This window comes from Streptomyces lacaronensis (assembly GCF_047337785.1).
Classification (GTDB): Bacteria; Actinomycetota; Actinomycetes; order Streptomycetales; family Streptomycetaceae; genus Streptomyces; species Streptomyces lycopersici.
On the sequence record NZ_JBLHDK010000003.1, the window covers coordinates 3979029 to 3992763 of the forward strand.

Annotated in this window: 11 protein-coding genes; 8 read left to right on the plus strand and 3 right to left on the minus strand. The window is 70.1% G+C overall.

Translation table 11 applies throughout. The annotated features are described in order from the left end of the window. Positions 1–86: 86 nt before the first annotated feature. The gene (locus ACMTAK_RS16755; protein ID WP_413806969.1) at positions 87–302 is read right to left on the minus strand and encodes a hypothetical protein; all 216 of its coding nucleotides are present in this window, start codon (positions 300–302) and stop codon (positions 87–89) included. Between the two features lie 594 nt (positions 303–896). On the opposite strand from ACMTAK_RS16755, the gene ACMTAK_RS16760 reads away from it, so the two are divergent. From ACMTAK_RS16760 to ACMTAK_RS16795, 8 genes are all read left to right on the plus strand, one after another. Continuing rightward, the gene (locus ACMTAK_RS16760) at positions 897–4781 is read left to right on the plus strand and encodes a sensor histidine kinase (protein WP_413806970.1); all 3885 of its coding nucleotides are present in this window, start codon (positions 897–899) and stop codon (positions 4779–4781) included. 9 nt (positions 4782–4790) lie between these two features. Then, positions 4791–5204, plus strand: coding sequence for a roadblock/LC7 domain-containing protein (locus ACMTAK_RS16765; protein ID WP_020868201.1), 414 nt, complete (start codon positions 4791–4793; stop codon positions 5202–5204). Positions 5205–5311: 107 nt separating this feature from the next. Next, positions 5312–5722 carry a DUF742 domain-containing protein gene (locus ACMTAK_RS16770; protein ID WP_014055140.1) on the plus strand — a complete coding sequence of 137 codons (411 nt, stop codon included), beginning with the start codon at positions 5312–5314 and terminating at the stop codon, positions 5720–5722. After that, positions 5703–6287: a GTP-binding protein gene (locus tag ACMTAK_RS16775; RefSeq protein WP_078956609.1), complete on the plus strand. Its 585-nt coding sequence runs from the start codon at positions 5703–5705 to the stop codon at positions 6285–6287. The genes ACMTAK_RS16770 and ACMTAK_RS16775 overlap by 20 nt, the downstream gene beginning before the upstream one ends. A gap of 336 nt (positions 6288–6623) precedes the next feature. Then, positions 6624–9662, plus strand: coding sequence for a sensor histidine kinase (locus tag ACMTAK_RS16780; RefSeq protein WP_413806971.1), 3039 nt, complete (start codon positions 6624–6626; stop codon positions 9660–9662). Positions 9663–9672: 10 nt separating this feature from the next. Then, a complete protein-coding gene (locus ACMTAK_RS16785; RefSeq protein ID WP_020868201.1) occupies positions 9673–10086 on the plus strand; it encodes a roadblock/LC7 domain-containing protein in 414 nt (137 codons plus the stop codon). Between the two features lie 82 nt (positions 10087–10168). Further along, positions 10169–10831 (plus strand): DUF742 domain-containing protein, encoded by a 663-nt coding sequence (locus ACMTAK_RS16790; protein WP_413806972.1) that lies wholly within the window; start codon positions 10169–10171, stop codon positions 10829–10831. Then, complete coding sequence (locus tag ACMTAK_RS16795; protein WP_075200410.1) at positions 10812–11390, plus strand: GTP-binding protein; 579 nt, start codon at positions 10812–10814, stop codon at positions 11388–11390. The genes ACMTAK_RS16790 and ACMTAK_RS16795 overlap by 20 nt, the downstream gene beginning before the upstream one ends. A 152-nt stretch (positions 11391–11542) precedes the next feature. On the opposite strand, the gene ACMTAK_RS16800 is transcribed toward ACMTAK_RS16795, so the two are convergent. Further along, complete coding sequence (locus ACMTAK_RS16800; RefSeq protein ID WP_413806973.1) at positions 11543–11782, minus strand: acyl-CoA carboxylase subunit epsilon; 240 nt, start codon at positions 11780–11782, stop codon at positions 11543–11545. 55 nt (positions 11783–11837) lie between these two features. Beyond that, positions 11838–13421, minus strand: a complete 1584-nt coding sequence (locus ACMTAK_RS16805) for an acyl-CoA carboxylase subunit beta (protein ID WP_413806974.1) — start codon at positions 13419–13421, stop codon at positions 11838–11840. Positions 13422–13735 lie beyond the last annotated feature (314 nt).

The window sequence follows — 13735 nt, forward strand, 5'->3', positions numbered from 1 at the left end:
AGACTGACGCTCCAGGCTATCGCTCCGCGTCCCGCGCGCCGCCGTCCCGCCTGCCGCCGATGGTGGTGCCCACCACGGCCCCGGGGTCAGTTGCCCGGGGTCTCGGTCAGCACGGTGCGCTTGGGGTTCGCGGTCCGGTGGGGCAGATCGACGCGCTGCTCCGGCTGCTCCTCGGACGCGCCGGTGTCCTCGTTGTCCGTGGCGATGTCCTTGGCGTCCTTGAGCTCTTGGACGTCCTTGACATGGGCCAGGGTGGTGCGCCGCGGGTTGGCTATGGAGTGGAACATCATCGTCGTCTTCACTGGGGTGTACGCCTCGCTCTTGTCGTTCGTTCCGGCTGTGTAAAGCGTCAGGCTAGAGGCGGCCTTGCCCATCGATTCGCAGGAAAAGTCGCCGCCAGCATGTGATATTGCTCACGAATGATCAGGCAAATGCGACATAGAAGACAGTTGCCCAATCACGCTAAACGGACATCGCATACCCGAACCTGACGTTCCGCTCTTGATCATCGCTAGCCGGACACTCGATTGCGGCCTTCGATTCGTACGCGAAAGTCCGTTATCACCGACATGGCTTTCTACGTCCCGTAATAAGGTCCGTACTGAGCGTCACGCGCATCACAGCCTTACCCATTGCCCTTGTTGCAGCATCCGGCACTGTGCTGGAATTCCCGGGACCGCCGCGGGAATCACCGGCGCGCACGGGGGCGCAACGTCAGAGGCGCCGAGCGGCGGGGGGCTCCTCTTGTCGACACGAAAGGATGCGCGCCGGTCACTCACGACCGACAGGGGGGATCGCGGTCCCCCACGACTCGACACCGCTCCGCCGCTTAAGCCGGTGGGGCGCCTGGTCCAGAGGTTGCGACGCTAGTGCAGGGACGTTTCAAGAGGGATGGTATGGGGGCTCCCCAGGCCCGCCAGGGCCGAGGGGAAGCTTCGGCGGACCCGGAGCCGCGTGGCGCGGCCGACCGCGGCTCCTCGCCCCAGCGCGCCCAGGGAAGCAACGGCAGGACGCTGAGCGATCAGAGCCCCGATGCCGGTGCGCAGAGCGCCACCCGGGTCAGTGCGCCCAGCGGCGGTGGCGGCGGAGACGCCACGGAGCCGCCGGCCAAGACGAAGCCCTCCGGCCCCACCGGGCCCGGCAGTCGCATGGCCCTGCGCAACTGGCGCATCAGCACCCGACTGGTCTCCCTGCTCGCGCTCCCGGTGGTCGCCGCGACCACGCTGGGCGCGCTGCGCATCGAGGGCTCGCTGGACAACATCCAGCAGCTGGACCAGATGAAGCTGCTCACCGAGATGACGCAGCAGGCCACCCAGCTGGCCAGCGCGCTCCAGGAGGAGCGCGACAAGTCGGCCGGTCCGCTGGCGGGCAAGGGCAACGACAAGGACGACCGGGTCGTCTCCACCCGCGAGGACACCAACCGCGCGATCGCGGCGTTCCGCGATGCCACCCACCAGATCGACCCCGGTGACCAGTCGCTGGCCGGTGTGCAGTCCACGCTCGTCAACATCGACCGCCAGCTCGGCAAGATCAACGAGGTCCGGGACACGGCCTACGACAACAGCCAGTACTACTCGCTGACGGTCCAGAACTACAACGAGCTGATCAACTCGTTGCTGTCGCTCTCCCAGGACATGGCGCAGGCGACCAGCAATCGCGCGATGATCAACAACACCCGCGCGCTCGCCACCTTCTCCTCCGCGAAGGAGTACGCCTCCATCCAGCGCGCGCTCATCAGCGCCGCTCTCGCCGACCCCAAGGGCGCCGACTTCTCCGCCAACGACCGCCGCTTCGCGAGGACCGCGGTGGACAAGGAGAACGAGGCGCTCGGCCGCTTCAAGCAGATCCGCCAGGGCAACTCCGAGGACCTGCTCGAACCGCTGGACAGCCGCCCCGACATCAAGGCGGCGACCATGTACGCCGACCGCGCGGTGCGCGACCCCGAGGGGCTCAAGGCGGAGAAGCGGACCGATCTTGACTGGTACGACCAGGACAGTATCAAGATCGAAGAGATGGGCAAGATCGAGGAGACGCTGCTCAGCGAGATGCAGCAGAAGGCTCGTGAGCTCCGCGACTCCGCCCAGCAGGACGCGATCCTCAACGGTGCGCTGATCCTGCTGGTCCTCGGCGTCTCCCTGGTCGGCGCCTTCGTCGTCGCCCGCTCCATGGTCCGTTCGCTGCGCCGTCTCCAGGACACCGCGCAGGAGGTCTCCCAGAAGCGGCTGCCCGAACTGGTCAAGCAGCTCTCCGAGTCCGATCCGCAGGATGTGGACACCTCCGTCGAGTCCGTCGGCGTGCACAGCCGGGACGAGATCGGAAAGGTGGCCGCGGCCTTCGACGACGTGCACCGCGAGGCGGTCCGGCTCGCCGCCGAGCAGGCGCTGCTGCGGGGCAACGTCAACGCGATGTTCACCAACCTCTCGCGCCGCAGCCAGGGCCTCATCCAGCGCCAGCTCTCGCTCATCTCCGAGCTGGAGAGCCGCGAGGCCGACCCGGACCAGCTCTCCTCGCTGTTCAAGCTGGACCACCTCGCCACCCGTATGCGCCGTAACGGCGAGAACCTCCTGGTGCTCGCGGGCGAGGAGCCGGGCCGCCGGTGGACCCGCCCGGTGCCGCTGGTGGACGTGCTCCGCGCGGCCGCCTCCGAGGTGGAGCAGTACGAGCGCATCGAACTCAGCTCGGTCCCGGCGACCGAGGTCGCGGGCCGGGTCGTCAACGACCTCGTCCACCTGCTCGCCGAGCTGCTGGAGAACGCCACCTCCTTCTCCTCGCCGCAGACCAAGGTCAAGGTCACCGGTCACGCGCTGCCCGACGGGCGGGTGCTGGTCGAGATCCACGACACCGGTATCGGGCTCTCGCCCGAGGATCTGGCGGCGATCAACGAGCGGCTGGCCTCCCCGCCCACCGTCGATGTGTCGGTCTCCCGGCGCATGGGCCTGTTCGTGGTCGGCCGCCTCTCGCTGCGCCACGGCATCCGCATCCAGCTCCGGCCGTCCGACTCGGGCGGTACGACGGCGCTGGTCATGCTGCCGGTCGATGTCGCCCAGGGCGGAAGGAAGCAGGCCCCGCAGGCCGCCGGCGGCCAGGGCGGACCGGGCGCCGGCAACGGCGGCGCCCAGGGCGGCGGCGCGGGACTGCTCGGCTCGGCGCCCTCGCGGCGCCAGGTCCCGGGCTCCGGTTCGCGCGCCGCGCTGCCGGGCAACGGCGGCGGCAGCGGACTGCCGACCCGGCCGGTCGGCGCGGGTGCGCCCTCGGGCGGCGCCCCGTCCGGCGGCACCAACTTCTTCGAGGGCGGACGGCCTCCCGGCCCCCGGACCAACGCCCCCTCCGGTCCCGGCGGTCAACAGGGCGGTCCCGGCGCCCCCTCCGGCCGTCCCCCGCTGCCGACGCGCGGCGAGAACCCGACCGTCGCCCCGCCGACCGGCGCCCCGGCCCGGGCCGACGCGGGCGACCAGGGCGGCCGCCCGCAGCTGCCCACCCGCGGCCCCGCGCCCGAACTTCCGGCCCCCGCGCAGCCCGGCACCAGCTGGGGCGCGCGCCGCGCGTCCGGCGAGGACGACTGGCCGGGCACTCCGCGCGACGCCGGGGACACCCCGCGCGGGCACGAGGAGTACGAATCCACCGGCCAGTTCGCCCGTCCGGAGCTCGGCGGCCCGTCGGAGCGGCGCGATCCGTTCGGCAACCGCGGCCCCGGCGACACCGGCGAGCTGCCGCAGCTGACCGACGGCCCCAGCATGTTCGAGCCGCGCCGCGCGCCCGGCGGGCCACAGGCCGGGCAGGGGCTGTCCGACACCGGCCAGTTCAACCGCCCCGACTACGGCCGCGGCCCGGGGGACACCGGTGAGTACGCCCGTCCGGAGCTCGGCCAGGGCCCGGGCGACACCGGCGAGTACGCCCAGCCCCGGTTCGAGGACGCCGCCCCGCGCGGCGGCCGCGGCCCCGGCGACACGGGCGAGTTCCCACGTCCGGACATCGGCGGCCCGGGCGACACAGGCGAGTTCCCGCGTCCGGACATGAGCGGCCCCGGCGACACAGGCGAATTCCGCCGCCCGAACGTGGGCGGCCCCGGCGACACCGGCGAATTCCCGCGTCCGGACATGAGCGGCACCGGCGAGTACGCGCTGCCCCAGGACTCCCAGGGCGGCGAGCCCGAGCGGCGCACGAACGACCCGCTGCCGCCCGCCGCCGGTCCCGGCGACGGCCGTACGCCCATCTTCGACACCATCGAGTCGACCTGGCACCACCCCCAGGTCGTGGACCCGGGCAACTCGGGCCCGCAGGACGGGGGCCGGTCGTTCCCGTCCGCGCCCTCCGCGCCCGAGCCAACCCCCGGCCGGCCCGCCTCGGCCGTACCGCCCCCCTCGCCCCGTGAGCCGCAGCCGGCGTCCCAGGGCATGGGGGACTTCGCCGGATCGGGCGCCTCGGCGGGCCAGGGCGGCGCCGGTCGGGGCAGTCGGACCACGGGTTCCCACTGGCGTACGTCGCCCCACAACGACGAGCGCTGGCGCCGCGCCGAGCAGATCCGCGAACCCGCGGCCGGCGGTATCACGTCGTCCGGGTTGCCACGGCGGGTGCCGCGCGCAAACCTCGTGGAGGGCGCCGCGCACCAGCAGCCGCAGCAGCCCGAACGGACTGGGCCGCAGGTGTCTCGCGCGCCCGATGATGTACGCGGAAGGCTGACCAACCTCCGCCGTGGGATCCAGCAGGGTCGCCGGGCCGGTACCGGACTCGACGACAACCATGATCGCGGCATTGGCCCGACTTACCAGCAGGAGCGTTAGTTGAGCCCGATGAGCCAGGCGGCGCAGAATCTGAACTGGTTGATCACGAACTTCGTGGACAACACCCCCGGGGTGTCCCACACGGTGGTGGTCTCCGCCGACGGACTCCTTCTGGCGATGTCCGAAGGCTTCCCCCGTGACCGAGCCGATCAACTGGCGGCGGTGGCCTCCGGCCTGACCTCGCTCACCTCCGGAGCCTCCCGCATCTTCGAAGGCGGCGTGGTCAACCAGACCGTCGTCGAAATGGAACGAGGCTTCCTCTTCATCATGTCGATCTCCGACGGATCCTCCCTCGCCGTGCTCGCCCACCCCGAGTGCGACATCGGCCTCGTCGGCTACGAGATGGCCCTGCTGGTCGATCGCGCGGGCAACGTCCTCACACCGGACCTGCGCGCCGAACTTCAGGGCAGCCTGTTGAACTGATCCAACGACCATCCGACGCCCGCCCGCCCGGCCATACGGCCGGGCGGCCCCCCCACCGGCACCGACCGACGGCACCACCGTCACCTTGTTGTCCGACCGGAGGATCCATGACCCCGCCCCCCGCCTCGCCCGGCCCGTACGGCGGCCATCACCAATCGCCGTACGGGGGTGAAGGCGACCAGCCATTGGTGCGCCCCTATGCCATGACCGGTGGCCGGACCCGGCCCCGCTACCAGCTCGCCATCGAGGCACTGGTCAGCACGACGGCCGACCCCGTGCATCTCCAGGGGCTCCTTCCCGAGCACCAGCGGATCTGCCACCTGTGCCAGGAGGTCAAGTCGGTCGCCGAGGTCTCGGCGCTGCTGAACATCCCCCTCGGTGTGGCACGCATCCTGGTGGCGGACCTGGCGGAGGCCGGCATGGTGGCGATCCACCAGCCCGGGGGCGGTTCGGAAGCGGGCGGGACTCCGGATGTGACACTGCTCGAAAGGGTGCTCAGTGGACTTCGCAAGCTCTAGCGGTGCTCCCCCCTCCCGCGCGACCACCTCGGCGAAGATCGTGGTGGCGGGCGGCTTCGGCGTGGGCAAGACCACGTTCGTCGGCGCGGTCTCGGAGATCAATCCGCTGCGCACCGAAGCCGTGATGACGTCGGCCTCGGCGGGGATCGACGATCTGAGCCACGTCCAGGACAAGACCACGACGACCGTGGCGATGGACTTCGGCCGCATCACGCTCGATGACGACCTGATCCTGTACCTGTTCGGCACGCCCGGCCAGGACCGCTTCTGGTTCATGTGGGACGACTTGGTGCGCGGCGCCATCGGCGCCGTGGTCCTGGTGGACACCCGCCGCCTCGCCGACTGCTTCCCGGCGGTCGACTACTTCGAGAACTCCGGCCTGCCCTTCGTCATCGCCCTCAACGGCTTCGACGGCCAGCAGCCCTACAACCCCGAAGAGGTCCGCGAGGCCCTCCAGATCGGCCCGGACACTCCCATCATCACCACCGACGCGCGCCATCGCAGCGAGGCGAAGAGCGCGCTCATCACGCTGGTCGAGCATGCGCTGATGGCCCGACTCAAGTAGGGGCCACTGTCCGGAAGTTGTCGGAAAACCGACGCAGGGCGGGCTGTGTCGAACGACACGGCCCGCTCGTCATTCATAACGTTTCGACAGAGATATGCACCGGCAGTCGGCACAGAGCGCGATCGCGCAGCTCCGGTGCGCACTCAAAATAGTTCGGTATTCGACATGTCTCGGCCGTAACGCCCCTTTTTTCTCTGGTCCAGACAACGCACTGACCGCTTTGCGCACTGTTTGGAAAGCACCCGCGCGGCGTGCTGGAATTCGCTGAACTGGGCAGTCAGGGCTCAGCTGGGAACGGCACGAATCAGGTGCCGATGCCGAGAGGTTGTTGGTCGAGTGAGGCGAAGCAAGCCGGACCCCGCGCAAGAGGCGCGAGGGAACTTCACCCCGCCGCCGCGTACAGGCACAGCGGCGTCGCCCGCCGAGGCAGCGGAGCCACCCGCACCCAGCGGTGGCCGGATCTCCCCTCGGAACTGGCGGGTGCGCGGCCGGCTGTACGCGATCCTGCTCATCCCCGTGCTCGTCGCCCTGGTCTTCGGTGGCTTCCAGGTCGCCTCATCGGTTTCCACCTGGAACGAGGCGCGGGACGCCGAGCGCACCGCCCAGGTCGTCCGGGCCGCCACCACCTACGCCCACGCCCTGGTCAACGAGCGCGACCTGACCGCGGGCCCGCTGCTCAGCGGCACCAACGAGGCCACGGTGGCCAAGGCCCGGGACGCCAGCGACGCGGCGAAGAAGGATTTCGACAAGGCCGTCGCCGACATGCCGCAGACGCCGACCTTGAAACGCCGCCTCAAAGCGTTCAGAGCCGCCGAACCGCAGCTGGCCGCCCTGCGCCGGAACGCCTACACCGACCGCCTCGACGGGGTGAAGACCGAAGAGGGCTATGTGGCCGTCGAGCACGGGCTGATCGAGTTCGCCAATGAACTGGGCCTGGGCACCGGCAATATCACGTCATACGGCCGTACCGTCTACGCGGTATCCCTGGCCAAGGGCGCGGAGTCGCTCCAGCGCTCCATCGGCACCCATCTGCTGGTGAAGCCCGGCCCGTCCGCGACCGACCGCAAGACCCAGCTCACCGCCTTCACCTCGTACGTCTACCTCGAGGGCATCGCGCTCGGGGAGTTCGAGGCCGCCGGCACCCCGCAGGACGTGACCCGGCTCGAGGACACCCTCACGGCGGCGGAGAAGCGTGCGCAGACGCAAATCGCCGAGGCGAAGCGGAAGGCCGAGGCGGCCGGCAAGAAGTTTGTGGCGCCGCCCGGCATGGACAAGATGCTCAAGGCCATGGGCAGCGGAGCGAGCCCCTCCGCGCTGGCCGCCCAGGGGGTCACCCCGGACTCCTGGTTCAACGCCTCCACGATCAAGTTCAACGCCTACCGGGACGTCGAGCAGACCCTGGTGAACAAGGCCGTGGACGAGGCGGCGCAGATCTCCTCGGACGCCCGGCGCGACGCGATCGTGAACGGCGCGATCGTGGTGCTGGCACTCCTCGCGGCCTTCTTCGTGGCCGCCCGGATGGCCCGCTCGATGAGCCATTCGATGCGGCAACTGCGCAACGCCGCCTTCGAGGTCGCCGAGAAGCGGCTGCCGGCGGTGGTCGGCCAGCTCTCCCGCACCGACCCCGGACGGGTGGACACCCGGGTCACCTCGATACCGATCAACACCCGGGACGAGATCGGCGAGGTGGCCCGCGCCTTCGACCAGGTGCACCGCGAGGCGATCCGGCTCGCGGCCGAGCAGGCGATGCTGCGCGGCGGCGTCAACGCGATCTTCACCAACCTTTCCAGTCGCAACCAGGGACTGATCGAGCGGCAGCTGACCCTGATCTCCGAACTGGAGAGCCGGGAGGCCGATCCGGACCAGCTGGAGCACCTCTTCCGGCTGGACCACCTGGCCACCCGTATGCGGCGCAACGGCGAGAACCTCCTGATCCTCGCGGGCGAGGAGCCCGGCCGGCGCTGGAACCAGCCGGTGCCGCTGATCGACGTGTTGCGGGCCGCCTCCTCGGAGGTGGAGTCCTACGAGCGGATCGAGCTGGCCGGGATCTCCGAGAGCGAGATCCACGGCACCGCGGTGACCGACCTGGTGCACCTGCTGGCCGAGCTGCTGGAGAACGCCACCACCTTCTCCTCCCCGCACACCAAGGTGCGGGTCACCTCGACCCGGCTGCCCGACGGCCGGGTGGTGGTGGAGATCCACGACAAGGGCATCGGCCTCACCGCCGAGGACTTCGCGGACATCAACCACAAGCTGGCCAATCCGCCGACGGTGGACGCCTCGGTGTCCCAGCGCATGGGCCTGTTCGTGGTCGGCCGCCTCGCCGACCGGCATGGCATCCGGGTCCAGCTGCGCCCCTCCGGGGAGCTGGCGGGCACCACCTCGCTGGTGATGCTGCCCGAGGCGATCACCCACGGCGGTGGCGGCGAGGAACTGCCCCAGGACGACTTCACGGTCTCCCGGATCGCTCCCGAGCCGCGGCCCGCGCCCACCTACGAGGACGCGACCGAGCTGTCCTCGCGCACCGCCGCCGAGCTGGGCTTCGACGACTCCGCATACGACCGGGACCAGGGGCAGAACCAGTTCCTGGGCCAGTACAGCGGAATGGGGGCCACCCCGCCCGAGCAGGATCCGCGGCATGACCAGGCTGCTTCCGATCCGTTGGCTCAGTCCCCCTACCAGAATTCCGCCTTTACGCAACCGGAAGCGGATTACACAACTCAAACGGAATCCGAACGGCAGCCGTACATCGACTACAACTCACCCTCTCAGCAGGGAGAGTGGGGCGATTCCGGATCTTTCGAGATGCCCTACGCGTCGCAGTTCGGGACCGAAGCGGAATCAGGACCCAGCGCTCCCGAAGTTTCCCGGGACCGCGTAGAGTTCCACCGTCCGGGCCCCTCCCCGAGCGGAATCCACTCGCTGACCGACGCCGGGCTTCCGCGTCGTGACAAGCAGTGGCAGCCGTCCGAGGAAACAGGGGCACAGGGGATGGTCGGGGACCCGGCGGCGCCCGCGGCGCCGGAGCGGCCCCATCAGGCTCCCCAGCAGCAGGAGGACGGTGCCCCGTGGCAGTCGGAGAACGACCACCGCTGGCACCGTGCCGAGCGGCTGCGCGAGCCGAAGGCCGGCGGGGTCACATCGTCCGGCCTGCCCCGCCGGGTGCCCAAGGCCAATCTGGTCGAGGGCGCCGCGGAGCCGACCGGACAGGGCGGCCCCCAGGTCTCCCGCGCCCCGGAGGACATCCGCGGCAGGCTGAGCAACCTGCGCCGCGGCGTCCAGCGGGGACGCGACGCGGGATCCGGGACCCCCGGGCGTGACCAGCATGACCAACAGGGCTTCGGCCCCGGCAGCACCTACGATCAGGAGCGTTAGTGTGAGCCCGATGAGCCAGGCGGCGCAGAACCTGAACTGGTTGATCACGAACTTCGTGGACAACACCCCCGGGGTGTCCCACACGGTGGTGGTCTCCGCCGACGGACTCCTTCTGGCGATGTCCGAAGGCTTCCCCCGTGACCGAGCCGATCAACTGGCGGCGGTGGCCTCCGGCCTGACCTCGCTCACCTCCGGAGCCTCCCGCATCTTCGAAGGCGGCGTGGTCAACCAGACCGTCGTCGAAATGGAACGAGGCTTCCTCTTCATCATGTCGATCTCCGACGGATCCTCCCTCGCCGTACTCGCCCACCCCGAGTGCGACATCGGCCTCGTCGGCTACGAGATGGCCCTGCTGGTCGATCGCGCGGGCAACGTTCTGACCCCGGATCTCCGCGCGGAATTGCAGGGCAGTCTTCTCAACTAGCAAACATGGAGTGCGTTTCGCGCCACCGCGCCATAGGGTGCGGTGGCGCGACCGGCAAGACAGGCGAGTTGGAGGAGGACACGTGGCAACGCCCCCTAGCGGATATCCGTACGCCCACGGGCAGCCGTCCGAGCCGCGCGGAGAGGGCCCAGTGAAGCGCTACAACTTCCCCTCCGCACCCAGCCGCCAGGCCCGCTCGCCACAGCAGCCGGAGCCCCAGCGGGAGCAGCAGCCCCCGCGGCGGCAGCAGCAGCGGCCCCAGCAACAGCCGTACACGCCCTCCTACGCGCCTCCCGGGCCGTCGGAGGGGTCCTGGTACGACGCGCCGCCCGCGCCCCGTATCGAGCCCGTACAGCCGCCTGAGCGCCCAGCCCCGGAACCTTCCTCCCCCGCGGGTGGCACTCATAACCCTCTGGTGCGCCCGTACGCCATGACAGGGGGCCGGACCCGGCCCCGGTACCAGCTCGCCATCGAGGCGCTGGTGCACACCACGGCAGACCCCGCTCAGCTCCAGGGCCAACTGCCCGAGCACCAGCGGATCTGCCAACTGTGCCGCGAGATCAAGTCGGTCGCCGAGATCTCCGCACTGCTCACCATTCCTCTCGGCGTAGCCCGCATCCTCGTAGCCGACCTGGCCGAGGCGGGGCTCGTCGCGATCCATCAGCCCGGCGGCGACGAGTCCGCCGGCGGTCAGCCTGACGTGACACTGCTCGAAAGGGTGCTCAGTGGACTTCGCAAGCTCTAGCGGTGCAGCCCGCTCCACCACCTCCGCGAAAATCGTGGTGGCGGGCGGCTTCGGCGTGGGCAAGACCACGTTCGTCGGCGCGGTCTCGGAGATCAACCCGCTGCGCACCGAAGCCGTGATGACCTCCGCCTCGGCGGGGATCGACGATCTCACCCACGCGCCGGACAAGACCACCACCACGGTGGCCATGGACTTCGGCCGCATCACGCTGGACCAGGACCTGATCCTGTATCTGTTCGGCACGCCCGGCCAGGACCGCTTCTGGTTCATGTGGGACGACCTGGTCCGCGGCGCCATCGGCGCGGTCGTCCTGGTGGACACCCGCCGCCTCGCCGACTGCTTCCCGGCGGTCGACTACTTCGAGAACTCCGGCCTGCCCTTCGTCATCGCCCTCAACGGCTTCGACGGGCACCAGCCCTACAACCCCGAAGAGGTCCGCGAGGCCCTCCAGATCGGCCCCGACGCGCCGATCATCACCACCGACGCCCGCCACCGCAGCGAGGCCAAGAGCGCGCTGATCACCCTGGTCGAGCACGCGCTGATGGCCCGGCTGCGCTAGCCGAGGCCGACGGCGGAAGCCAAAATCCCCTGCTCTCCGGAGGAGAACAGGGGATTTGTGCGTTTCAGCGGGCCTTCTCGGGTCCAGGCGGTGTGCGGCCGTCCGGGCCCGGCGGCGCCTGTGGGCGCTCTGCCGGCTGTGCGGCTGGGCGGTCAGCCCTGCCAGCTGTGCGGCGCGCTGAACGCCGGGCGGCGCTCCAGACGGCGCCAGCGGGCGGCGCTGCGGCTCGGGCGGGTGGAGCCGGCGGTCCGGTGGGTGCCGGCGGCCGCGCGGGCGAGCAGTACCGCGGTGACCGCGGCGAGCTCCTCGGCGTCGGCGTGGCCCTTCTCGACCCGGACCAGGGTGGCCGCCGCCGCGGCGGCGGGATCGGCGGTATCGCTGGGTGTGCTCACGGTTTTCTCTTCTCCCTTGTCGCGCGGGTCCCGCGCGAGGTCATGAACGTGAGGGTTACTGCGGCGGGTTGCCGTGCTTGCGGGACGGCAGGTCGGCGTGCTTGTCGCGCAGCATCGCCAGGGACCGGATGAGGACCTCACGGGTTTCGGCCGGGTCGATCACATCGTCGACCAGCCCCCGCTCGGCCGCGTAGTACGGGTGCATCAGCTCGGACTTGTACTCCTTGACCATGCGCGCGCGCATGGCCTCGGGGTCGTCGGCCCCGGCGATCTGACGGCGGAAGATCACGTTGGCGGCGCCCTCGGCACCCATCACCGCGATCTCGTTGGTCGGCCAGGCGTAGGTCAGGTCGGCCCCGATGGACTGGGAGTCCATCACGATGTAGGCGCCGCCGTACGCCTTGCGCAGGATGACGGAGATCCGCGGCACGGTGGCGTTGCAGTACGCGTACAGCATCTTGGCGCCGTGCCGGATGATCCCGCCGTGCTCCTGGTCCACACCGGGCAGGAAGCCGGGTACGTCGAGGAAGGTGACCAGCGGGATGTTGAAGGCGTCGCACATCTGGATGAAGCGCGCGGACTTCTCCGACGCCTCGATGTCCAGCACCCCGGCCAGCGACTGCGGCTGGTTGGCGATGATGCCGACCACCTGGCCGTCGAGCCGGGTCAGCGCGCAGATGATGTTGGTCGCCCAGCGCTCGTGGACCTCGAGGTACTCACCGTCGTCGACGATCTCCTCGATGACCTTGCGCATGTCGTACGGCCGGTTGCCGTCGGCCGGGACCAGGTCCAGCAGCGCGTCGCCGCGCCGGGAGGCCGGGTCGTCGGACTCGACGGTCGGCGGGTTCTCGCGGTTGTTCTGCGGCAGCAGCGACAGGAGGTAGCGGACCTCCTCGAGGCAGGTCTCCTCGTCGTCGTAGGCGAAGTGGCACACACCCGAGGTCTCGGCGTGCACATCCGCGCCGCCCAGTCCGTTCTGGCTGACCTTCTCGCCCGTCACCGCCTGGACCACATCGGGTCCGGTGATGAACATCTGCGAGGTCTCCCGGACCATGAAGACGAAGTCCGTCAGCGCCGGGGAGTACGCCGCGCCGCCCGCGCACGGGCCGAGCATCACGCTGATCTGGGGGATGACACCGGACGCCTTGGTGTTCCGCTGGAAGATGCCCCCGTAACCGGCGAGCGCCGAGACGCCCTCCTGGATGCGGGCACCGGCGCCGTCGTTGAGGGACACCAGCGGCGCCCCGGCCGAGATGGCCATGTCCATGATCTTGTGGATCTTGGTGGCGTGGGCTTCCCCCAGCGCCCCGCCGAAGATCCTGAAGTCGTGTGCGTAGACGAACACCGTCCGTCCGTGGACGGTCCCCCAGCCGGTGACGACACCGTCGGTGTAAGGCTTCTTGGCCTCAAGCCCGAACCCGGTCGCACGATGCCGCCGCAGCGGCTCCACTTCGTTGAAGGACCCCTCGTCAAGCAGCAGATCGATCCGCTCGCGAGCCGTCAGCTTCCCCTTGGCCTTCTGGGCCTCGGTCGCCCGCTCGCTCGGGCCGCGCCGAGCCTGCTCGCGAATCGCGTGCAGCTCGGCGACGCGCCCGCGAACGTCACTCGCCTCAGCAGGCGCACCTTCGAGATTGGTCATGCAATGACGGTACGTTCCCGGACCCCCGGAAACGCATGTCAATTCCCTACAACGTCAAGGGCGTTTTGGTGGGCAGGCGGAACAGAACTGGACAGCGGCTTTCTCACTACCTGGTGTCCTAAAGGACTATCGGCCCTGTCGGCACCCCACAAACCTCCAGGCCGTGATGGTGCGAGGGGCGGGCGCGACCACCCGGATGGGCGCCGTCCGCCGGAGCGGCCGTGCGGCCGGATCGGGCAACGGAGCACGTCGGCCGCGCTCCGCTCCCCGCACCCTACTCCCGCGGCCGCCGGAGCCGCACCATCCGGATATCC